19 protein-coding genes are annotated in these 22746 nt (G+C 36.9%); 9 read left to right on the top strand and 10 right to left on the bottom strand.

Annotation, left to right across the window (positions count from 1 at the left end; translation table 11 throughout):
* Nucleotides 1-79: 79 nt before the first annotated feature.
* Nucleotides 80-979: a helix-turn-helix transcriptional regulator gene (locus tag Cop2CBH44_RS13210; RefSeq protein ID WP_021929599.1), complete on the bottom strand. Its 900-nt coding sequence runs from the start codon at nt 977-979 to the stop codon at nt 80-82.
* A gap of 133 nt (nt 980-1112) precedes the next feature.
* Here Cop2CBH44_RS13210 and Cop2CBH44_RS13205 point away from each other — a divergent pair, with 133 nt between their 5' ends.
* Nucleotides 1113-2177 carry a M20 family metallo-hydrolase gene (locus tag Cop2CBH44_RS13205; RefSeq protein ID WP_021929600.1) on the top strand — a complete coding sequence of 355 codons (1065 nt, stop codon included), beginning with the start codon at nt 1113-1115 and terminating at the stop codon, nt 2175-2177.
* A 58-nt stretch (nt 2178-2235) separates the two neighbouring features.
* Here Cop2CBH44_RS13205 and Cop2CBH44_RS13200 read toward each other — a convergent pair whose 3' ends face one another.
* Genes Cop2CBH44_RS13200 through Cop2CBH44_RS13190 form a run of 3 tightly spaced genes read right to left on the bottom strand, consistent with a single transcriptional unit; the run spans nt 2236 to nt 5616 of the window.
* Nucleotides 2236-3177 carry a glycosyltransferase family A protein gene (locus tag Cop2CBH44_RS13200; protein WP_200754982.1) on the bottom strand — a complete coding sequence of 314 codons (942 nt, stop codon included), beginning with the start codon at nt 3175-3177 and terminating at the stop codon, nt 2236-2238.
* A gap of 4 nt (nt 3178-3181) precedes the next feature.
* On the bottom strand, nt 3182-4474 hold the full coding sequence (locus Cop2CBH44_RS13195) for a phenylacetate--CoA ligase family protein (RefSeq protein WP_200754981.1): 1293 nt from the start codon (nt 4472-4474) through the stop codon (nt 3182-3184).
* Nucleotides 4475-4515: 41 nt separating this feature from the next.
* On the bottom strand, nt 4516-5616 hold the full coding sequence (locus Cop2CBH44_RS13190) for a glycosyltransferase family 4 protein (RefSeq protein ID WP_021929603.1): 1101 nt from the start codon (nt 5614-5616) through the stop codon (nt 4516-4518).
* 186 nt (nt 5617-5802) lie between these two features.
* Between Cop2CBH44_RS13190 and Cop2CBH44_RS13185 the strand changes: the two genes are divergently transcribed.
* The gene (locus tag Cop2CBH44_RS13185; RefSeq protein WP_200754980.1) at nt 5803-6903 is read left to right on the top strand and encodes a glycosyltransferase; all 1101 of its coding nucleotides are present in this window, start codon (nt 5803-5805) and stop codon (nt 6901-6903) included.
* A 16-nt stretch (nt 6904-6919) separates the two neighbouring features.
* Here Cop2CBH44_RS13185 and Cop2CBH44_RS13180 read toward each other — a convergent pair whose 3' ends face one another.
* The 6 genes from Cop2CBH44_RS13180 to dut all read right to left on the bottom strand — a co-directional run bounded on the left by Cop2CBH44_RS13180 (nt 6920) and on the right by dut (nt 13673).
* Nucleotides 6920-8374: an O-antigen translocase gene (locus tag Cop2CBH44_RS13180; RefSeq protein ID WP_021929605.1), complete on the bottom strand. Its 1455-nt coding sequence runs from the start codon at nt 8372-8374 to the stop codon at nt 6920-6922.
* Nucleotides 8375-8381: 7 nt separating this feature from the next.
* Nucleotides 8382-9314, bottom strand: a complete 933-nt coding sequence (locus tag Cop2CBH44_RS13175; protein WP_021929606.1) for a GNAT family N-acetyltransferase — start codon at nt 9312-9314, stop codon at nt 8382-8384.
* A gap of 5 nt (nt 9315-9319) precedes the next feature.
* Entirely contained in the window at nt 9320-10621 is a 1302-nt protein-coding gene (locus Cop2CBH44_RS13170; protein ID WP_200754979.1) for a murein hydrolase activator EnvC family protein, read from the bottom strand.
* On the bottom strand, nt 10618-11430 hold the full coding sequence (gene lolB1 / locus Cop2CBH44_RS13165) for a lipoprotein insertase outer membrane protein LolB1 (protein WP_200754978.1): 813 nt from the start codon (nt 11428-11430) through the stop codon (nt 10618-10620). Before lolB1 ends, Cop2CBH44_RS13170 begins: the two co-directional genes overlap by 4 nt.
* Nucleotides 11427-13088 carry a tetratricopeptide repeat protein gene (locus Cop2CBH44_RS13160; RefSeq protein WP_200754977.1) on the bottom strand — a complete coding sequence of 554 codons (1662 nt, stop codon included), beginning with the start codon at nt 13086-13088 and terminating at the stop codon, nt 11427-11429. Before Cop2CBH44_RS13160 ends, lolB1 begins: the two co-directional genes overlap by 4 nt.
* 144 nt (nt 13089-13232) lie before the next feature.
* Nucleotides 13233-13673 carry a dUTP diphosphatase gene (dut, locus tag Cop2CBH44_RS13155; RefSeq protein WP_021929610.1) on the bottom strand — a complete coding sequence of 147 codons (441 nt, stop codon included), beginning with the start codon at nt 13671-13673 and terminating at the stop codon, nt 13233-13235.
* Nucleotides 13674-13962: 289 nt separating this feature from the next.
* On the opposite strand from dut, the gene Cop2CBH44_RS13150 reads away from it, so the two are divergent.
* From Cop2CBH44_RS13150 to Cop2CBH44_RS13120, 7 genes are all read left to right on the top strand, one after another.
* The gene (locus Cop2CBH44_RS13150) at nt 13963-15291 is read left to right on the top strand and encodes a deoxyguanosinetriphosphate triphosphohydrolase (protein WP_200755977.1); all 1329 of its coding nucleotides are present in this window, start codon (nt 13963-13965) and stop codon (nt 15289-15291) included.
* Nucleotides 15292-15302: 11 nt separating this feature from the next.
* Nucleotides 15303-16535 carry a TPM domain-containing protein gene (locus Cop2CBH44_RS13145; protein WP_021929612.1) on the top strand — a complete coding sequence of 411 codons (1233 nt, stop codon included), beginning with the start codon at nt 15303-15305 and terminating at the stop codon, nt 16533-16535.
* A gap of 249 nt (nt 16536-16784) precedes the next feature.
* On the top strand, nt 16785-18083 hold the full coding sequence (locus Cop2CBH44_RS13140; protein ID WP_200754976.1) for a carboxypeptidase-like regulatory domain-containing protein: 1299 nt from the start codon (nt 16785-16787) through the stop codon (nt 18081-18083).
* A 174-nt stretch (nt 18084-18257) separates the two neighbouring features.
* A complete protein-coding gene (locus tag Cop2CBH44_RS13135) occupies nt 18258-19445 on the top strand; it encodes a YjbH domain-containing protein (protein WP_021929614.1) in 1188 nt (395 codons plus the stop codon).
* Nucleotides 19442-20152: a YjbH domain-containing protein gene (locus tag Cop2CBH44_RS13130; RefSeq protein ID WP_021929615.1), complete on the top strand. Its 711-nt coding sequence runs from the start codon at nt 19442-19444 to the stop codon at nt 20150-20152. The genes Cop2CBH44_RS13135 and Cop2CBH44_RS13130 overlap by 4 nt, the downstream gene beginning before the upstream one ends.
* A 301-nt stretch (nt 20153-20453) precedes the next feature.
* The gene (locus tag Cop2CBH44_RS13125; protein WP_021929616.1) at nt 20454-21029 is read left to right on the top strand and encodes a helix-turn-helix domain-containing protein; all 576 of its coding nucleotides are present in this window, start codon (nt 20454-20456) and stop codon (nt 21027-21029) included.
* A gap of 21 nt (nt 21030-21050) precedes the next feature.
* On the top strand, nt 21051-22703 hold the full coding sequence (locus Cop2CBH44_RS13120; RefSeq protein WP_200754975.1) for an AMP-binding protein: 1653 nt from the start codon (nt 21051-21053) through the stop codon (nt 22701-22703).
* The last annotated feature ends 43 nt before the right edge of the window (nt 22704-22746 follow it).

The following is a 22746-nucleotide window of genomic DNA, read 5'->3' as shown; positions in this document are numbered from 1 at the left end:
TAATTCTTCTCTCCCGCTATTATACTCCTCAAAATCTTTTATATTGCTATAATTATAACCAACAAAACCTTCTTTCGGTTCACTCATATAATACAGACATCTGCTGTGTAATCTGCTTCATCTCATCTCTTACCGTCTCAGGAGAAAGAAGCTCAACAAAATCTCCATGAGACAAAATCTCCTGATAAAAATCAAATGTAGGGGCAAGATAATAACTAAAAATACCATACTCTTCGGTAGTCTCAACTTCCTCTTGTGAATGATGAAGAGGTAAAGCTCTAAAATAATTTTCCTGCCCTCCCGTAACTTTTAATAAAATATGCTGTATCGGTATGTCATCATCCCGTATGATGCCAAAGCATCCAGACATATAATCTTCTGCATCAAAATCTTTCGGATACTCAAATCTATCTGAAGTTTCTTCCAATGCCACAATCCGGTCCAACGCGTATATACGTATTTGCTCTTTCTCCAATGAAAATCCGGCCATGTACCATCGCTGTCTGAATATTTTTATAAAATATGGTTGTACGTCAAATACATGCGGCTCTTTACGAGCATATCCTTTGTAAGTCATTTTAAGCACCACATTTTCCCGCATGGCGTCCAATACAGGAGTAAGAAACTTTTGCCCCGACGGTATATTTTCAAATAAAATACGACTTCGCAATTTATGGCTCTCATTCAATATATTATTTACAGAGAAGGTATTGATAAGCCAATTGCGTACACTCCCGCCTAAAAGAGATTCAACATCTTCTATATAATACTCATAGGTGCTTCTGTCACATCCTATATTTATATCGAACATCTCTTGAATGGCAATCCGATGATTATGAAAAGTTCGAAGAGGTAAAGGCTCTCCCATAGAAAAGTCGGTCTTCATCCACTTTTCATTAATCTCTTTCATTGTCAACCGACCATTTCGATAAATTGTATCGATCAGCCATATATAACGATTAAACAAATTTTTCGCCACCTTTATTCAATTTTATTCCAAAAATAAATATTTACACTAAAGTTATACTATACCTCTCTACATTATTTTCGACAATCGGCAAGCTTTCGTATCATTATAATCCTTATTTTTGCATCGGAAGTACGATATACATATGAATACAGACGAATTATATTACTCAGCAATAGACTTACTAAAGACCTTAATAGAAACACCGTCTTTAAGCCGCGAAGAAAATGAAGCAGCCAATAAAGTTGAAAATTTTATTATAGAAAAAGGATTACATGCCAATCGGAAAAATAATAATATTTGGTGCATTGCTCCCGGATATGATATCCATAAACCTACCATATTGCTTAACTCTCATATAGACACAGTAAAGCCTGTCTCAGCATGGAAACGAAATCCCTTCTCGGCTGTAGAAGAAAATGGACGGATTTACGGGTTAGGCAGTAATGATGCCGGAGCAAGTTTAGTATCTTTATTACATGTATTTTTATATCTTTCAAAGAAAGAACAACCTTATAACTTAATATTCCTCGCTTCTTCAGAAGAAGAAATTTCCGGGAAAAACGGGATAGAATCTGTATTAACGGAATTGCCACCTATTCACTTTGCAGTTGTCGGAGAACCGACTCAAATGAACCCTGCAATAGCAGAAAAGGGACTTATGGTATTAGACTGTTCTGTATATGGGAAATCAGGACATGCCGCCCGTAATGAAGGAGATAATGCAATTTATAAATCGTTGAAAATCATCGAAAAATTCCGGGATTTCAAATTTCCTAAAAACTCGGATATATTAGGTCCTGTAAAACTTAGCGTGACCATGATACAGTCAGGAACTCAACATAATGTAATCCCTGACCGGTGTAATTTTGTCGTCGACGTGAGAACAAACGAATTATATAGTAACCAAGATGCTCTCACTATATTGAAAGAAAATATTCCATGTGAAATAGTTCCCCGTTCGCTCAGATTAAATTCATCCCGTATCGGGAAAGAACACCCCTTCATCCTTCGAGCAGAAATTCTCGGGCTCATCCCCTTCGGCTCCCCAACATTATCAGACCAGGCTCTGATGCCTTTCACCTCAGTAAAAATAGGTCCCGGAGATTCGTCCAGGTCTCACACGGCAGATGAATATATAGAAACAAATGAAATAAGAGAAGGCATCGAATTATATATAAAACTTCTCGATAATTTGAATATCATCTAAAGGCTTGTTTAAATTTTGCCCGGTCTGCTCTGAAAGTTTCTTTTGAAACTGTTTAATTCTAAAACAACCACCGTAACAGTGTCCCCCCTCCCGGACCTCCGAGCCCTATATAACGGTAAAGGAGATAATATATTCCTTTTTTAAAGAATGAGGGAGACTCTTTCTGCAAAAATATATTCCAAGCATTCAAAGCTAATACTTTATTTTTTTCATACTTGTACATTCCTGCCAAATACAACATTTTCAAATGAATATAATGAATCACCCGTTTTTTATTTTTCAATGATGACTCGTCAACATATTTTTCTGTTATTTCCATAGTATGAAAATGTACCTCACTATTCGAGACAAAATTGATCCCTGTAATACTTTTTGCATGTTCATGTATTTTCACCAATACAGGTCTCTTTATCCAAACAATTCTCCGTGTCTGCATCAAAATACGTATCCCCATATTCCAATCTTGCCACGCCATTAAATCCTCATTCCATCCCCCTAACAAACGCAACAACTCTGTACGTACAATAAAACACTGTGTACTTATCATACTATAAATCACCTGGTCTTCAACCTTTGCTGTAAAGCAACGACGTTTATTTGCTTTTCGACCATTTGGCAAATACCGCTTTGCTGTAAATCCTATTATCTCTGCCTGAGGATATCTCGAAATCGTACGTACAATCCGAGATATAGCTCCTGGTACCAATTCATCGTCTGAGTCAAAAAACATTACCCAATCCGAAACAACTTCTCTCAACCCTCTATTTCGAGCGGCATTGGCCCCAGGCTTCAACTCTTGTAATACATCGATACGAAAATCTTCTCTACTATACTCTGCTTGAAACTGATAACATATAGTTAAAGAGCGGTCTTTAGAATTATTATCAACCAAAATAAGGCGTAAAGGCCGGTAAGTTTGTTCTACAATCGAGTGTAATGTTCGTTCTAAAAGAACTTCCCGATTATATACAGGAACTACTATTGTGATTATTTCTTCCACCCAGTTATTCTTTTATATTTACCTTCGATACAAAATCTCTCAACTTGCCCTTATAAGTGTGAATGCTTTGAGAATACAAAATTTTTATATCCAAATCATCTGCAAAATACTTTTTCAACTCATCTCTTAGTACGGGTTCATAACCTGTATCAGGCTGTTCCAAACGAAGCTCCAAACTTCCTTTTTGATACTGAACTCCCTGATAATTAAGGCATATATTAAATTTTAAAAGTAAATTTTTAAATACATAATATAATGTCAGACTCGGATATTTATGCTCCCGTCCATAAATAATAGACCCGACACGCCCTACAACGTCTAATAACACAGGGTGTTGTCTGCCACATGGACATTTATACTTTGCGTCTGCTAATATAACGGAATCGCCTAATTTATACCGAATAATAGGAAATGATTTTGACAACAAATTCGTAACGATAATCTCACCATTTTCCTCTTCAACAATGACACTTTCCATATTGATATGCATACTCCCACAAGGACATTCAAACGCAATTATCCCTGCCTCTGCGGCACCATATTCACTTATCAGTTTTTGTCCGAAAGCTGTATTAACCTCAGATTTATAACTATCATAAATTTTTTCTGACGTGCCCTTTACCATCTTCAAAGAGAAATCCTTTTTCATCTCCCCACGATTCACCATCTTAGCGACTTCATATATCATTGACGAATACCCTTGCAAATAAGACGCTTTACCTAAATGTCGAATAAAATGGAGCAAATCTTCTTCTTTATATGAAAAAAAACGATAACTATTTTGAAAATAATCAAGTATCCGTATTTTCCATCTCTTATTTCGGGCTAAATTATATCCCCAAAAAAGGCCATTCCTATCCCATCGTTCAAGGCCATACCAAGAATGTCCCCTAAAAATTGATGCGCGGTGCTGTGATACCCACTCCTCATTGCGGTAAAACCTCATTGGTTGTCCCGTAGACCCCGAAGTTTCTGATAAAAACAATTTTTTAAATGGATACTTTGACTGTATTTTTCCATTTAATCTAAGTAATGTCGATTTCTCCAAAACAGGAATATTCTTTAAATCCTGTAATGAAGTCATCGATGCCGGAGAAAACCTACATTCATCAAATAGGTCTCTATAATAATCTGAATAAGTGTATGCGAAACTCAAAAAATCCCGGCATTTCAAAAATTGATATTCTTCCAACTTCTCCAAACTCCAGAAGTCCGATTCTAAAAGAAACTTGTAATAAGAATCCAATGAAGGATTCTTATAACGTTCAAAACATTTATAAAGTATTTTATGAATCATAAATGTCACATTTTTCTCTATTCTTCATTTTCCCGAGAAAACTAATTTTCGTTTCTAACCCCAGATAACAAAGACTCCCATTTATCGAGAATTACAGGTAATGAATACCTGTTCATACTCAACATCGCCTTCTCTCCAAGCTTCCTGCACATTTCTTCATCTGATATCAACCACTCAATTTTTTCCATTAATTCTCCAAAATCATTCTCCTTTACCAATATACCATCCACTCCGTCATCTATAATCTCTCTCGGTCCAGTCGATATATCAAAACTGACACAAGCACAGCCTTGGGACATGGCTTCCATCAAGACCATGGGCAATCCTTCATTTTTAGAAGATAAAACAAATATCGTAGATGTACGGTATAACAATTCTATATCCTTTATCTCCCCCAGCAACTTTACTTGAGACTCCAATTTACACTCTTCAATCAAGTTCCTTAATATATACATACTTTTTTCACCCCCTCTACCGGCAATACATAAGGTCCAATCCTTATTTTTCGAAGCAATAGAGCTCCAAGCCTTAATCAGGCCCAAAAATCCTTTCCCTTCATACGCATTTAAATTACCCACTGCTAAAACAACTTTTTTTCGGAACACATTAAAAACATTACAAACCGGGAAAGAAATAGGATTAGGCATTATCTCCATATTATTCAATTTACCCTTGAGCAAATCAAAATCCCTTTGAGTCAATACGGTTACTTTATCAGCCAACTTATTGATATAAACTCGCCGAATCGTTTTTAACCAAGTACGATTATTAATAAAATTGGTATGCTCACAAGATACTACCGGGATATTTAAAAATCTACTGGCTAATATAACTTTAGGATTAAGTATATATAGGAATGATATAATTACATCCGGCTTCTCTTTTTTGATTACTGTTCGTATTTTAGGGTATAATAAAAACAGATTGTAATATATTTTTCTAAAAATATTTCCTCCAGGTGCCAAATCCGGATACAAAGAAACAAGCCTAATTTTTTTATCCAAAGAATAAAAACTCTCCTGCTTTGTATCCGTAGCTAAAACTACTTCATGGCCACGAGCAGATAGACCATTACATAATAGAGCCATTACACGTTCTGCACCACCACCGCACATTAACGGAATACAAAAAAGCAATTTCATTTTTCTTCTGGGATGTTATCAATTATTTCCAAATATACAATTTATTGACGAAAACAAAATTGGATTAATAAAATATTATCTTTGTCATATCTAAGAGTTCATTTAAATTTTGTTCGAGACTGCTTTGAAAATTATTCTATCGGAAAATTCAAACGGGCTCTTAGACAGAATATATCGACTTATATTATGAAAATACTATTATTAGGAGAGGCAAGCAACTTGCACTGGACTCTTGCTGAAGGGCTTAGAGCTCTCGGCCATGATGTTACCGTTGCATCTAACGGGAGCAACTGGATGAACAACCAACGCGACATATCCCTCATTAGAAACAGTCATAACGTATTTGATTCTATCAAATATATAGGAAATATTTTAAGGTATCTTCCTCACTTTACCAATTACGATATTGTCCAAATCAAGAATCCTATCTTTCTTGATTTAAAACCCTCGAAAAATAAATTGATTTACAAATTTCTAAAAGCAAACAATCAGAAATTATTCCTCGACGCATTAGCTACGGATTATTATTATGCATTATTATGTAAAAACAAAAACTTTTTCCGATATTCTGATTTTTATCCAAACAAAGAATCGGAAATAGTAGGAGATAGAAAAAAAGTAATGGACAACTGGTTATCGTCACCATTAAAAGACTTAAATATAGAAATCGCAGAAAATTCAAATGGTATAATTGCTTGTCTATACGAATATTACGTCCCCTACGAAAATATATACAAAGAAAAGCTTGCATACATTCCCATACCTATAAATATCAGTAATCATAAACCTAAATCAATAAAATCAAATTTCGAGCAAGTAAATTTTTTTATCGGAATACAGCATAACAGAGCTGCCGACAAGGGAACCGACATCTTATACGAAGTTCTCCAAGAAGTAAAAGAAAAATACCCCAAAGAATGTCAAATAAAAAAAGTTGTATCTGTACCTTTACAACAATACAACCAAATAATGTATGAATCTGACGTTTTAATCGACCAGCTCTATTCTTACACTCCGGCAACCAATGCTTTAGGAGCCATGGCCAAAGGAATAATTGCAGTCAGCGGTGCAGAACCCGAATATTACGACTTTATAGGAGAACATGACTTGAAGCCTATCATAAATGTCCTTCCCGACAGAAATGATATATTCAAAAAACTCGAAAACCTAATTTTAAATAGAGCAGAAATACCCCTAATGGCTCAAAACAGCAGACGTTTTGTCATTAAACATCATGATCATATACGCGTAGCCCAACAATATCTTGACTTTTGGGAAAGTCACTAATACGCCCCTACATTTTTTATTTATGTAACCCTAATGCCAACCGTCTTTTCAACATCCAAAGACTATATAAGGTACCACCACCAACCAATATGTATGCTAAAGACTGATATTCATACTTTATACACCCAAAAGTGCCCAATGAAAATAAACAGCTAATCAAAAATACAATATAAAAGGATTTGCTCATACGTAAACCAAACATACGAAAACAAATAATTCCAATGAATAACATATACAAGATAAAACCCAATGTATAAGCAATGCCTATTCCTTGAAGGCCCATATATTTATAACCGATAAAATTCAATGCCAGATTCATCACAGCAGAAACAATTTCTGTCACCAAAAACAAAGGGCCTTTTCCCTTAGCCAATAAAATAAAACCCATCGACCAAGATACAGCTTTGAACAAAACTCCGGGAACAGACCATAAAAGATAGCCTTCTACAATTTGAAAATCTCCCGTATATAGTATTCGGATTACTAAATCTTTAAACAATAAAAGAAGTCCTATCGTCGGAACCAAAATAAACATAGATATCTCAGCCTGCTGCGAAACATGTCTTGATATCTCAGACTTGTCATCGCACACAGCTGCCAACCGAGGGTAAAACTCCATTCCCATCGCAGTAAATATCAATCCGAAATATCGGTTCATCAAATTATATCCAGCCTGATAATATCCGACATCAGCCATTCCACCCCTTGCATTCATCCAGGCAATAAATAAATAATTGAATAAAGTAACGATAAATCCACTGACAGTCATATATATACCTAAAAGGACCATTTTACGACCGTGAATTTTTGTATCTTTCCAACTCTGACGTACTTGTATTGAAGATTTTACCGATTTTCTATTATAATAAAACAGAAACAGTAATGTCGAAACGGATGCGATAATCAACGAAGGAACAATCCCGCCGATTCTGAAATAATAAAAAAGAGGTAAAGACAAAATCAAAGAAACAACAGCTGCTGCAACTCCACTTTTCGCTAAGATGCGTAACTGACCGCTTCCCTGAATTATCGCCTGTTCTCCTGCCACGAGAGCATTTATCAGTAACGTACATGATAAAAATACAAATCCCCCAATATGTTGACTGTCGCCAAATGTCCACAAACTCAAATATGGAGCCAGAATCAATGTTACAACAGCTCCCAATAATCCGGCAAAACCAGACCAGCGCCGAACAACTAATTTAACGGACTCGAACTGTATATGGTCTCCAGATTTCGAAGCGACGGATACATCCCGGACTCCACTTTGTCTAATTCCTAACCCTGTTATTTGAGAAACAGTCTCTGTCGCTAAAGTATAAAGGCTCATAATTCCGATACCTTCAGCTCCCAGCCAAACAGCCACTAATTTTGTTTTGATTATGGAACAAAGAATATTTACAAGCTGTACGCCACCAAACAAACCTGTCGATTTTACGATGCGCCGATATGTAGATACATCTTTGAACATAAGGAATTTAAATATTTATCTCATAAATATCATAAGCAATACCGCGTCCACCGAATTCTTCTTTGTGAGCCGACATGCCAACATTCAAATACCAACCGGCGTTTTCATTTGACGTGCCGAAATCGAAATATTCGTTTTCAGGAAACAAACTATTTATTAATTCATAATATAATACATCGGTCGCATAAATATCTTTACCTTCACGCGTTGCTGCTGCATATTGCAAATGAGTTACTATATTGCTATCGTATATTACACTTCCGGCAAATATATTCTCAAAAGCATCTTTTACCAAAAAGAAACGAATATTCTCAGGAAAGTAACCATGCAACAGATTCATCTCCTCTTTAGTATGTAACGGCTTAACACCATGCTGTTCCCATCGGTCATCTTCTATAATTTTCCAGAATATTGCAGCATCACCACACTCCTCAACTCGCAATGACTCTTTCTCTGCTCTTTTTTTCGCCCTCTTCAACCGACTTGATTTCATCATTTTTTTCGTCGGAACAACAGTAGCCAAATTCCGAACCATCAATCGAGCTTCTTTGCGGAACAGCGCATACAAATCTTCTTCGGCCGGATAACGATGATAAATATGTGGTATACATTTATAAACCAAACGAACAAAATCATGCTCTCTCAGATATTGTAACAAAATATCCATTAAAGCCAACACCTGAACCGCCGAATTGTGAATACTTAATATAAAGCCCCCATATGTAAGCCCTTGATGCGAATACAAAACGGAATCCGCTTCATTCGCAGGTAACAAGGCTACAAGTTTTCCCTCCTGATAAAACATCAGGGAATGATCGGCAAAACGGTCGGCATGATAATCCATATAATGACGCATAAACAGAAATGTCCCGTTTTTCGATTTTCCAACAAAATCATCCCACTCAATAGAATATACAGGGTTATATCTGACTATCTCCATAATTTTTATTTATCAAGCCATGGTTCCGGATTCAACTTTGTCGTCTCTTTCCATAATTGAAAATGCAATACCGTGCGGTTTCCTTCTTCCGGATCGGAATATATCTTCCCGATAGATTGCCGTATAGAAACTTTTTGCCCAGGTTTTACATAAACTTCGCTCAAATTCGAGTATATAGTCAAATAGTTGCCATGGCGCACAATCACTGAACTATTATATCCCGGCATGACAAACACTTTGGTTACAACACCGTCAAACACAGCTCTGGCCGAAGTCCCAGGAGTCGTTTGTAAATCTATTCCATTATTATTTATCTTGACATATTTCAGTTCTTGATGTTGTTGTTGTCCAAAATGACCAACAATCATATAACGTCCGGATAATGGAAATGGCAACTTCCCTTTATTTTTCTCAAAACTACCCGAGAGCTCTCTTTCTGCCTTAGTCATTGCATAGCCACCCTGAGTTTGGGAACGACGTTCTTCCGAAGCTTCTCCTTTATTTGATTTTCCGGTTTTATCTCCCGCTTTTTTACGGGCCTCTTCCGCGGCTCTCTTCGCTTCTTCCGCGGCTTTACGAGCCTCTTCTGCTATCAACTGCTCTATCTTTCTATTCAAAGCTTCGGCCTGTTTTCTCTGTTTAGCAAGCTCGGTTTTCAAAGATTTTTCTTTTTTCTTCAAATCAGTTACAACATTCTTTTGGGAAGTTTCCTTCACCTGCAAATCTTTTGCAGCTTGTGTCCTCTCATTCAACAGTGCAGTCTTGGCTTTTTTTGTCTTGTTCAAATTTTCTTTCTTTTTCTGAAGAACAGCCTGTTGTTCTTTTATCTCTTCTGCTTCTTTTTTTCTCCAAGACGAATATTCACGTAAATATCGAATGCGACGATAAGACTGGCTCAACGAATTTGAAGAAAAAACAAACATCATGGTTTGGTACCCGGACTGTTTCTGATAAATACTTTGCATAGCCTTTGCATAGCTCTCTTTCTTCTGTCCTAAAGACTTTTCTAATCGAAAAATAGTATCGGATACAGCTCTCTGCTGCTTGCTAATTTCATTTATTTCTTTATTCAGAATTCGGATGACCTGACGGTGAGTCTCTATCTCTGCTGTCAACAACTTCAGCTGATTCAAAGAACTCATCGCTGACTTTTGTGTGGAAGAAAGCATCTTACGAGTTTCCTCAATCGATTTTAACGCCTCTTTTCTCTGATTCTCCAGAGATTTTATCTGCTTTGTTTGTGCAACAGCCGGAACTGTCACCAATAATGCAAACAAAAATAATATGTAACAAAGCTTATGCCTCATTTTAATAAAGCTTTAATCAAATCAGAAACATTCATCTTACGATATTGAACGGGAATACTAAAATCGAGATTCTGTAACATATTCCATTCCTGCGTATTATAATTAATATCTAAACGAACCGTTTTGCTCATTCCTTGCATTAGAACAGATATACGTGAGGGGAACCAACTATCATTTTGCCTATTGAACATAGAATATTTCCATAACATCTTATAATTCCCAGCCCCCATCGATGCCTCTTGAATACGGCAGCTTTCATCTGTCACAAAATCATAAACGAGGCTCCCAGCCTTTGAAAATAACTTCCACAACGATTTATCCCGAGTATATGCAAATTGAGAAAAGTCTTTCATTGACAAATCATCTTGCCCTAATAAAAACGGGCGATTGAGAAACAACGCCTGTATCGATGCAAGTCGTATATCAAATGGTAACCGGTCTTTATATGAAGATAAAGGTTCTGCAATATATCTTCTATTCATTTTATCAACAGCAAATATACTATCAGGCGTAATACGTATACGTCCCATTTCTATACCTAACAGTGGTTGTATAGAAATCTGCAAGACTTTATCTTTAATGATTCGGATAGTAGCCTTCGATGATAAAGTCCCCCCCGGTGTAGCTATCGCAATATTCGCTTTTGCCGAAAAAGAAGCATAAGGCGGATAATTATCTAACAATGTCGAAAAATGAGCCTTTTCACCCGATATATTTTTTACAGACTCTGATATTACCTTTTCTGACGATTTACACCCAGTAAATAATAAAGCGACTAATACAATATATAAAAATAACCTATACTTCATTTTTCATAATATTTCTTATCCTTTATTTTCCGCGGAAGAACTTCTGACTCACTCCCAGCGTTCTTTGCTTTTTCCCAGTACTGTAAAGCTTCGTCAACCTCTCCTAACATGAATAATACATCTCCATAATGTTCAAGCAAATCCGCACTTTTATCTCCACCTTTGTTCAATGCATTCTGCAAATATATTTTGGCCAAAGTATAATTTCCCTGTTGGAAAAATACCCATGCATACGTATCCAAGAACGTAGGATTATCCGGTTCTATTTTTATTACATCTCCACTCATTCGTTCTGCCTTGGATAAATCTCTTTTATCGAGAGCCAGAAAATAACTATAATTATTTAAAACTCCAGTATTCTTAGGATTGTGTAACAATGCATTCTCAAAAGCTTCAAAAGCCTTATCTTTATCTCCAAATAAATAATACGAATCACCCAACTGTCCATAATAATCAGACACAAGAGTATTATTATTTTCATCTAAGTGTGATATTCCTCTTTTCAAGATATCTACAGCTTTATCATAATCTTTCTGCATAGCATATCCCGATCCCATATACATATATATCTCCGCTGCATCAGGAATGTATGTCAGAGCTTTTTCACCCGCAGTTATAACTTCATCCAACTCTCCTAATTGCATATTTACTCCCATGAGCTGCAACCAATATTGCTTATTATTCGGAGCTAAATCGACCGCAACCTGTAATTGTCCTCCTGCTTCTTTATATTTTTTCTGTGATAATAAAAATTCGGCATATAAGCTATATATACTTTCTTCTTGAGGATGCATATCTACCAACTCGGAAAATAATTGATAAGCCTGATCTAAATTTTCCTTTTTCTGTAAAAGATCCGAAAGATAATCGGTCAATATCTTAACTTTAGTCTCAACATCGATTTTTTTATTCGACAAAGCTTTACGTATTTCGCCTAAATACCTTTCTTTATCACCTTTCCTATTATAATAATTGGCTTTCGATACCAGTAGATATCCATTATCCGGCTCCATTTTTTCAGCTCTGTCGTACATTTCCAAAGCTTTGTCATCCTTATTATCGTTCAGATAGATATCACCTAACAATATCAAATAACCAATTTCCTGAGGATAAGCCTTGATGAGTTTCTCCACTTCGGCATAAGCCTTCTCATCATTCTTCAGGGCCTTGTAAAGTTTTACTTTTTGTAAAGTAATCGGCTCCATAATCCCCATCGACTGCTCCATTTTTTCATAAGAGTCAATTGCTTTTTGATACTCTCCTTTTTGAGCATAAGTTTCGGCCAACATATAATTCAATTCAGGCTTTTGCGGATTATTGGCTATTAATGTCTGATAAGCTTTCTCGGCTTGTTCGTTATCTCCAAGATTTTGAGCCAAATTAGCCAGCATCATGCCATACCAATAATTATCTTTATCTATCCTGGCCGCATCCTTAATCATATCATAAGCAATCTGAGGCTTATTCAGTTGCAAATAATACGATGCCAAAGCATATTTTACCGAAGCACTCATCGTATCTACTGCTGCAGCTTGCCTCAACATATCAAAGGCCGCATCGATTTCTCCTTTTTGGGCCAAACGTGTTCCTTCCAGATAAAAGTAATCGAATTTACGTCGGTCATTTGCAGACAAATAATCAGTTTCTTCTTTTAGCATATCGGGACTTTGGATTTTTTTCGATACTCCACAAGAAGACAACAAAAAAATAAAAATAAATATATACAGAATCGCCTCTTTATTATACATAAACCCGAATTCTTTCTATTATTAACAAATAAAACACTATCGGAAAACGAGCTCTCAGCATACACCGGTATGTCCAAAGCCCCCTTTCCCTCGTTCTGTCTCATCTAATGAAGATACCTCGTTCCACTCTACTCGACAATACTCTTTTACAACCATCTGGCAGATACGTTCTCCATCATTGATAATGAAATCCTCCTCTGACATGTTGATTACAATAATGCCAATCTCTCCCCGATAATCGGCATCAATTGTTCCCGGAGAGTTCAATATAGAAATCCCCTTTTTCAATGCCAATCCGCTTCTCGGACGTATTTGGGCTTCATAGCCAATCGGAAGTTCGATAAATAAACCCGTCGGAATTAAAGCTCTCTGCATCGGCTTCAAAACAACCGGGGTATCCAGATTGGCCCGAATGTCCATTCCTGCTGAGTGGGGAGTTCCATATGTCGGTAAATCATGCTTCGATTTATTTACAATTTTTACTTTTACATCCATTTATATATTCGTTTAACTTTCTTACAAAAAATCTATTTTTATCTGCGAAAGTAACTAAAACCATCCAAATTACCCTGCAAATTTTTTATTTTTAATACAGAATCCGATACCTTTTCTCAAAATACGGCCCTAAATCAGGCAAATATATAAAAATCAATTTATTCATTGTAGAGATAAGACTAAATCATACCACCTATTTTCCCACTACATTAGCTCAATATCGGGATTTTTGTGTAAGTTTGCATCATAGGTATTTAAGGGAAAAATTATTATGGATTATATACAAAAGATGAGCTGGGACAAATTAATTTCGGCAAAACGTTTCGGATTGGAACGTTACCACGACGAAAGAAAACGTAACCGCTCCGATTTTCAAAGAGACTATGACCGTCTGGTGTTTTCTGCTCCATTCAGAAGGTTGCAAAATAAAACTCAAGTATTCCCGCTTCCAGGTAGTGTATTTGTACATAACAGATTGACCCACAGCTTAGAAGTTTCTTGTGTAGGCCGTTCTTTGGGTAACAATGTAACCACTATATTAATCGATAAATATAAAGATGAACCTTGGGTACATAAATTACAAGGTATCGGAGCCATTGTTGCCGCCGCGTGCTTAGCTCATGATATGGGAAACCCTCCTTTCGGGCACTCCGGAGAGAGGGCTATTGCCACCTATTTTTCAGAAGGCAATGGAATGATACTTGAAAAGGAGCTGAAAAAAAATGAATGGACTGACCTAACTCACTTCGAAGGTAATGCAAATGCTTTCCGACTTTTAACTCATCAATTCAACGGTCGGCGGGAAGGCGGGTTCGTTATGACATACTCTACGTTAGCCTCCATTGTAAAATATCCATATTCTTCGACCTTAGCCAGTTCTAAAGGCAAGTTCGGTTTTTTCTCTTCTGAAGAGGCTGACTTTATACGTGTTGCAGACGAACTGGGTATGATACGATATGGAGGTGAAGACATACGTTACTGCCGCCATCCATTGGTCTATTTAGTAGAAGCCGCCGATGATATTTGCTACCAAGTAATGGATATAGAAGATGCCCATAAATTAAGAATTCTAACGACAGAAAAGACAAAAGAACTATTTCTTGGATTTTTTGAAAAAGAACGGCTCGAACACATAAAAGAGACTCTCAATATCGTTACCGACGTCAACGAGCAGATAGCATATCTTCGTTCTTGTGTTGTAGGAGTGCTGGTAGACGAATGCTCTCGCATTTTTTGTGAAGACGAAGATAAGCTTTTGCGAGGAGAGGTAAAGGGTCCTTTAATTAATCTTATCGATGAAACTCCAAGAAAAGCCTATAAAAAATGTACTCGTGTGGCTTATGAGAGCATATACAAATCATCCGATGTACTCGATATCGAACTTGCCGGAAACCGGATTATTTCAGTATTACTCGACAAACTAATCGATGCTGTCATGTATCCTCAAAAAGCATATTCTCAACTATTATTAAACAAAGTGCCCGGACAATATGAGATGAGGGCCGAGTCCCTCTATAATCGCACACAAGCGGTCATTGATTATATCTCAGGGATGACCGACGTTTATGCACTTGACTTATATCGTAAAATCAACGGCATGAGTTTGCCAGCATTATAATTATCAACAATATGAAAAGATTCTTCAGTATACTATTTTCATTTTTCCTATACATGTCAATATGTGTGGGCAACACCACAGTGTATACAATTGATAATATCCCGAATGTACATTTGTCCAATGCTCAAGATTTCGTATCCAACCCCGATGGTATATTATCCCCTGCTACGGTCAACGAGCTCAATCGTATCATTCTCTCCATCCAAGAACAGACTTCTTCGGAAATAGCGGTTGTGGTTGTACAATCCATCGGAGATGAAGAAATAAAACCCTTTGCCACAAATCTTTTTGCTAAATGGGGAATCGGAAAAAAAGATAAAGATAACGGCCTATTGATACTTTTTGTCCTCGAAAAACGTGAAATCACTTTTGAGACAGGATATGGTATGGAAGGGGTTCTGCCCGATGCCATCTGCAAAAGAATCCAGACTTTATATATGCTCCCTTATTTTAAGAAAGCAGATTACAACAAAGGGATGATAGAAGGACTGACAAAAATACAAGATATCCTGTCCCATCCAGAAACAGCAAAAGAATTAATGACCCAAGTTACCACAACGGGAAAAAATGACTGGAGCAAACCCATTTTATACTATGTAATTGTATCTATCTTATTTTCTTTGTTCTACATTTTATTGATACGCAACTCCTCGAATGCTACTAAAAATCGTAACAATTACGAAAAATACAGAGCCTTAGTTTCCTATAAAAGCAGTACATTAGTTTTTGCTTTTATCTTTCCTTTCCTTATTGCATTTGTCCACATTTGGCTCATCAGCAAGCTAAGACGTTTACGCAATTCTAAAATAACATGTGATCATTGCGGACAAAAAATGAGAAAATTAGATGAAAACGAAGATAACAAATATCTGACTCCACAAGAAAACACAGAAGAAAAACTAAACTCGATAGACTATGACGTATGGCTTTGTGACAATTGTAATAATATAAAAGTATTCCCTTATGAGAATATGTACACTAAATACTCTAAATGCCCATATTGCCATGCCAAGACCTATTCTCTGGTAAGTGACAGCACTTTAGTTGCTCCGACACCTTTCTCGACAGGAACCGGAGAAAAACGATATCATTGTGCCCACTGCCTAAAAGATGTCAGAAAACAATATATTATCCCCATGATCGTAGTCCCACCTCCCAGTGGACGCCGGGGAGGCGATGGATTCGGAGGAGGCGGGTTTGGAGGTGGACGCTCAGGAGGTGGAGGCGCAACTTCAGGATGGTAAAATTCGGCCTAATTATAATTTATATCTTACTTATTAAATCATTTATTTAATGATACAGTCCTATCAGAAAAAATAAATTCTGATAGGATTTTTATCTTTTATAAAGACTGATAAAATAGCTTTTTATAAAGAGAACTTAATTCTTTTAAAAGTAAAAGAAATATGCTCTGATTTTTAAACCTTTTATATGTAAAAACTATTATATAGTCAAACTATTTTGTCCAATTAATAATTTTTACAATAAAAGACATGAAAAGAAATATCCTAAAAAAAATCGCAGAAGTCTCTCTATTCTTGGTATTTTCCTTCTATGGATGTAATTCTAAAGATAAAACTGATAATGGAATAAATGTCACCCCTCCAACCATAGAAACCCAACACAGCATTAATGGTATAGTTACCAATGTGCAAGGAGAGCCTATCGCCAATGCAAATATCGTATGTACCTTATCAGACAAAACGTACTCGACAAACAGCCAAACTGATGGAACCTTTTCTCTCTCTGGTCTAAAAGATGCCGGAAACTATCAATTAACAGCTTCTGCCCCCGGAAAGACAAATGCCATTGCTTTTGTAAATATCGATCAGGGGAAAACGTCGAAACACAAAAACATCTCATTAATGATGACAAAGGCTGTCGAACCTGTATGGGTAGATCCTAAATCTGTAACTGAAAAAATAAGTATAAATACAACGACTGAAACCGGAAAAAATAATAACTTAGCTCAGATTCCCGTAACTCTGGATATTCCCGTAATGACAGCAAAAAGTTTTGCCCAACCTGTAAATATAATTGCCAGTCCTATTGCCAATATTACAGCTCCAATCGTTACAAGCAAAGCGGAAAACAGCCAACAATCGATTACATTATTAACAATGAACTTCGAACCTTCCGAACTTGCTTTTTCCCAGCCGATGATTTTAAAAGTCGGAAATACAATTACACAACAATCCCCCAGAATATCATTCAAGAATTTATCATTATACTCTCTTAAGAACGGCTCTTGGATAAAAGAAAATCAGACGGTTACAACTGACGAAAACGGAGATTATCAAGTCCCCGTATATCACTTTTCCGCCTATAAAATAGTACCTAATTTATCCGCATCTACTCAAATCAGCACAAATACTCTTTCAATCAACGGGATAGATAACCAAGACGGGTCAGCCATTATATATGTAGAATCGATACCTTATACATACGAAAGAGGATGGGAATACTCAACTGCTCCCGACGTAGCTCTCGCAAGCATTGGAATCTCAGACCCGACAGCTATCCAGACTGTTGACGAAGCTATAGCCAATACTCTTTCTTCCAGGCCAGGTATAACCAATGCAACGGGATTCCTCCCTGTCAATAAAGGTATAGAAGTAGGAATAAAACTCTCTGTAACAGGGAAACAATCCTTCGAAACAATTACTTTCCCATTAGAATTTTTAGTCGATGGAGCTACTCAAAAAGCTAATATAGTGGTTCGTAAAGCCGGGAATTGCGAGTTTAACATATCAGCGACAAACAGAGAACAACACAGCGGAGGACAAAATTAAGGAAGTCACTAAAAAATTTACGCAAGTTGAAACAAGAAACGATGAGTCTTTTTCAAAACAAAAATAAACCTCTGCAAATTTTAAAAGAAAAAGAAATTCAAAAAATTATATTGTTACAACCGTATGTCAAGCCGTATTATTTCGTTTTTATAAAATCAAAATTGGCTTTCTAAAATGGCAAAGATATTTTTCTGTATCGCATCCATTTTTCTGCTTCCGTTATTTCTTGTAAATACACTTTCGGCACAAATACCGGAATTGGTTAAGTCCGGGTTCGAGAATGTATCTGTATGCGAAGATTCTATTTATCAAATATTTACAGTAGAAAACAACGCCCGATACCTACCCGGTATCGCCGCACGCAAAGCTTTGGATATCATTTCTAATGCAGATACATCTAAGAAACGGAAAAGTATTGTATTTTTGAGAAACGGTATTCCTTATATATCTATGACCAGTTCTAAAACCGGTCCATGGGAAATAGGATACAAATTGCCTGAAGGTTATAATAAAAATTGTACTCATTCCCAACGTCACAACTCATCTTACTTTAAAACCGATATAGTCATTTATCCGGAGTTATTATACAGGAATTACCGCACAGACCGGCTATACGAAGTTGTCTTTAATCTATCTCCGGCTATAGAACTTACATTGACCAAAGGGCTAAGTTTTGTGGGGCAAATTGTCATTCCTATATATAATGGTTATGGGAAACGGTACGCCCGCATCAGACCCGGATTTATTACTCTAACTCAGCAAATACGATTGCCCAAACAATTCTTTATTTCTGTATCTGGAGGGACCTTTGAATATGACCGGTATGGCATCGACGCCCAACTGTTCCATCCCTTCAAAAACATCAGATGGGGACTACATGCCCAAATGGGCCTTACCGGATACTTTGCCTTACGGACAAAATGGGAAGCCAGTACACCGGGAAGAGTGACCGGCCGGCTGGGAATCTCCTATTACGAACCTCATTTCAACTTATATGCTATTCTATATGCCGGCAAATATCTGTATGAAGATTATGGAGTAACAGCAGAACTAAATCGACATTTTCGATATGCTACCATCGGTTTTTATGTGCAGAAAACATCAAAAGGAAATTATCTGGTAAATTCCTCCCGGCTAAAACTAAACGGAGGATTCAAAATAGCCATAGCTCTACCTCCATACAAGCAAATACGTAAAAAGAAATTCAGAATTACTCCTGCCAGTCATTTCAGACTGACTTATAATACATACAACGATGGCAATTCTTGTGTATATTATCGAGTACATCCTGGTGAAAGTAATGCCTCGGCAAACTTTCAGCCATATTTCATACAATCCGAAATAACCCGGCAAAGAAAATGAGAACAACTATTGTACGAATATTTATTTTGATTATAATCTGTCTTTGTGCCAAGCTCGATTTGTCGGCTCAGCAGATAATAGGGGCTTCAGGGTTATTGCGTTCCCCATCGGCAGACATGTATCCCGACGGTACAGCCATTATCGGAGGAAATTATCTCAATCAAGAAACACTCCCCGCTACTTTCAATTACAACAGCGGAAATTATTTTATCGGAGTTACTTTCTTACCATTTATGGAAATAGAATATATATGTACTATCATGAAACTTAAAGATGGACACATAAACCAAGACAGGTCACTATCCGTAAAATTCAGATTGCTCACAGAAAAAAAATGGTATCCGTCCATTGCATTAGGAGGTAATGACGTATATTCTTTCGGTGATGCAAAAAAAAATGCGAACAACTATTTTTCCAACTTCTATATTGCTTTGACAAAACACATACATATCAAAAAAGAAGAAATCGGATTCCACATCGCATATCGAAACTTTCTACGACCGGATAATGCTTTATGGAATGGCCTGACAGGGGGGATGACATATCGACCGCATTTCTATCCTCCATTACAATTCATAGCTGAATATGCATCCCGACAAATCAATATTGGAGCTGATATATTACTATTTAAGCACATTTCACTTTTAGCCATGCTCCAAAACGGAAAATATTTTTCCGGAGGCATAAGTTTTCATTTTCTTTTATAAAAAGATTATTCCTTTCCCAATTCTCAAACTGTACCGGACCGAGAAACTGTTTATCAAGTATAAATATCCAAAAGCCTGTTATATATAAATTAAAATCATAAAATCACCTCGCAATAATACAAATCATAATTTTTTATATTATTTTTCTTACATATTATTATTTATTTTCTCAAAAATCAAACAATATAAAAAGAAAATTATCTCTAATTTTTTCTTTTCAAATAAAGTTTTTCTTAATTTTGCCGGACATATTTTTTTAACTGACAATATAAACACACATAAAATCTTCAAAATAAGAGACATGAGTAATAACAGCACTGTAGGTGAAAAAATAAAAACACTGCGTGAAAATAAGAATATGAGTCGAGAGGAACTTTCTCAACAATCCGGTTTAAGTGTAGAACAAATCAACCATATTGAAGATAATACGGACCTCCCCGCTTTAGCTTTATTAGTAAAGATCGCTCGGGCTTTAGGTGTGCGTTTAGGGACATTCTTAGATGACCAAGAGGAATTAGGCCCGGTCATTACTCGATGTGGACAGCAAAAGGACGAAGTCTCATTCACTACCCATACTGCCGGTGCCCGTAAACATATGGATTATTTGAGCCTGGCCAAATCGAAAATCAATCGGCATATGGAGCCGTTTATCATCAATATCTCTCCGGCTCAGCCGAATGATTACGAATTATCATCGCATGAAGGCGAGGAATTTATCTACGTCATGGAGGGAGCTATTGAAATCAATTATGGGAAAGATACCTATCAGCTCTCGGCGGGAGACAGTATCTACTACGACTCTATAGTACCTCACCATGTGCATTCCTATAACAACCAAAATGCTCAAATATTGGCTGTTGTTCATATTCCTGTATAATTTCTTAAAAAGACATTAACTATGCAGTTATTCGAAAAAACATTGGGAGATTTTCTGGAATATTGGGCCGAAAAAACTCCTGATAAAGAATTTATCGTATACTCTGACCGAAATTTGAGATTTACCTATTCCGAATTTAACCAACGAGTAAATAATCTGGCCAAAGGGCTTATGGCTATCGGTGTAAAAGAAGGCTCCCATGTAGGTATATGGGCTACAAATGTTCCCGACTGGAATACCTTTCTTTTTGCAACAGCCAAAATAGGGGCGGTCTTAGTCACGGTAAATACCAACTACAAACAGCACGAACTGGAATATCTGGTCGATAATGCCGACCTTCACACCCTCTGCATTTCCAGCGGTACATTCGATACCGACTATCTGGAAATGACTTACACCATGTTACCTGAACTGAAAACCTCTCAACGTGGAAATCTGAAAAGCAAAAAATTGCCTTATATGCGCAACGTAGTATATATAGGTCAAGAGAAACACAGAGGTATGTACAATACTGCTGAGCTATTGTTGTTGGGTAGTACAATGGAAGACCAATTACTTGAAGAGCAAAAGAAAAAGTTCAATTGCTACGATGTTGTAAATATGCAATACACTTCAGGAACTACAGGTTTTCCCAAGGGAGTGATGCTTACTCATCACAACATTACCAATAACGGGTATTGCATCGGGCAAAGTATGAAATTCACCGAAAACGAACGAGTTTGTCTGCCTGTCCCTCTTTTCCACTGTTTCGGAATAGTACTTGGGATGATGGCCATCATCACCAACGGAGGTTGTGCCGTATTGCTCGAACGTTTTGATCCTCTGGTAGTATTAGCTTCGGTACACAAGGAAAAGTGTACGGCATTATATGGGGTTCCCACAATGTTTATAGCCGAACTGAACCACCCGATGTTCAATATGTTTAACCTCTCTTCTTTACGTACCGGAATCATGGCCGGCTCATTATGTCCCGAATGGTTGATGCGTGAAGTAATGGACAAAATGTATATGCGTGAAATTACAAGTGTATATGGTCTTACCGAAGCTTCTCCGGGTATGACACAAAGTAAAGTGGACGATCCGTTAGAGGTAAGAGCATCTACTGTCGGTAGCAATTTGCCGGAAATAGATGTTCGCGTCATCGATCCTGAGACATTAGAAGAGTGCCCCGTAGGTGTACAGGGAGAAATGTGTTGCCGTGGATATAACATTATGAAAGGTTATTACAAAATGCCTGAAGCTACGGCCGCCATTATCGACAAAAACGGCTTTCTCCATTCCGGAGATTTAGGTGTAAAAACTCCGGAAGGAAATTACAAAATAACCGGACGTATAAAGGATATGATAATACGTGGAGGTGAAAATATATATCCTCGTGAAATAGAAGAATTTCTTTACCAGATGCCTCAAATAAAAGATGTACAAGTAGCCGCGGTACCTTCAAAAAAATATGGAGAGGAAGTAGGAGCCTTCATTATCTTAAAGCCTGGTGAAACTTTGCAGGAAAGTGACGTCAAAGACTTTTGCAAAGGAAAAATCTCACGGCACAAAATACCTAAATACGTATTCTTTATAGACCAATTTCCGTTGACCGGAAGTGGGAAAATACAAAAATTCAAACTCAAAGACGTAGGTCTTGAGCTTCTGGCCAAGCAAGGTATAGAGCCGGTATAAATTTAACACAGCAAGCAACAAAGGGGCAAAACGGTTGGTTTAT

It is taken from the genome of Coprobacter secundus subsp. similis (genome assembly GCF_015097275.1).
In the GTDB taxonomy this organism is placed as follows: Bacteria; Bacteroidota; Bacteroidia; order Bacteroidales; family Coprobacteraceae; genus Coprobacter; species Coprobacter secundus.
This window is presented reverse-complemented; position numbering and strand designations above follow the sequence as displayed.

Excerpts from the sequence above, each read along its gene's own strand:
- Cop2CBH44_RS13205 (WP_021929600.1), top strand. The coding sequence starts at position 1,113 with ATGAATACAGACGAATTATATTACTCAGCAATAGACTTACTAAAGACC.
- Cop2CBH44_RS13195 (WP_200754981.1), bottom strand. The coding sequence starts at position 4,474 with ATGATTCATAAAATACTTTATAAATGTTTTGAACGTTATAAGAATCCT.
- Cop2CBH44_RS13190 (WP_021929603.1), bottom strand. The coding sequence starts at position 5,616 with ATGAAATTGCTTTTTTGTATTCCGTTAATGTGCGGTGGTGGTGCAGAA.
- Cop2CBH44_RS13185 (WP_200754980.1), top strand. The coding sequence starts at position 5,803 with ATGAAAATACTATTATTAGGAGAGGCAAGCAACTTGCACTGGACTCTT.
- Cop2CBH44_RS13180 (WP_021929605.1), bottom strand. The coding sequence starts at position 8,374 with ATGTTCAAAGATGTATCTACATATCGGCGCATCGTAAAATCGACAGGT.
- Cop2CBH44_RS13175 (WP_021929606.1), bottom strand. The coding sequence starts at position 9,314 with ATGGAGATAGTCAGATATAACCCTGTATATTCTATTGAGTGGGATGAT.
- Cop2CBH44_RS13170 (WP_200754979.1), bottom strand. The coding sequence starts at position 10,621 with ATGAGGCATAAGCTTTGTTACATATTATTTTTGTTTGCATTATTGGTG.
- lolB1 (WP_200754978.1), bottom strand. The coding sequence starts at position 11,430 with ATGAAGTATAGGTTATTTTTATATATTGTATTAGTCGCTTTATTATTT.
- Cop2CBH44_RS13160 (WP_200754977.1), bottom strand. The coding sequence starts at position 13,088 with ATGCTAAAAGAAGAAACTGATTATTTGTCTGCAAATGACCGACGTAAA.
- dut (WP_021929610.1), bottom strand. The coding sequence starts at position 13,673 with ATGGATGTAAAAGTAAAAATTGTAAATAAATCGAAGCATGATTTACCG.
- Cop2CBH44_RS13150 (WP_200755977.1), top strand. The coding sequence starts at position 13,963 with ATGAGCTGGGACAAATTAATTTCGGCAAAACGTTTCGGATTGGAACGT.
- Cop2CBH44_RS13145 (WP_021929612.1), top strand. The coding sequence starts at position 15,303 with ATGAAAAGATTCTTCAGTATACTATTTTCATTTTTCCTATACATGTCA.
- Cop2CBH44_RS13140 (WP_200754976.1), top strand. The coding sequence starts at position 16,785 with ATGAAAAGAAATATCCTAAAAAAAATCGCAGAAGTCTCTCTATTCTTG.
- Cop2CBH44_RS13135 (WP_021929614.1), top strand. The coding sequence starts at position 18,258 with ATGGCAAAGATATTTTTCTGTATCGCATCCATTTTTCTGCTTCCGTTA.
- Cop2CBH44_RS13130 (WP_021929615.1), top strand. The coding sequence starts at position 19,442 with ATGAGAACAACTATTGTACGAATATTTATTTTGATTATAATCTGTCTT.
- Cop2CBH44_RS13125 (WP_021929616.1), top strand. The coding sequence starts at position 20,454 with ATGAGTAATAACAGCACTGTAGGTGAAAAAATAAAAACACTGCGTGAA.
- Cop2CBH44_RS13120 (WP_200754975.1), top strand. The coding sequence starts at position 21,051 with ATGCAGTTATTCGAAAAAACATTGGGAGATTTTCTGGAATATTGGGCC.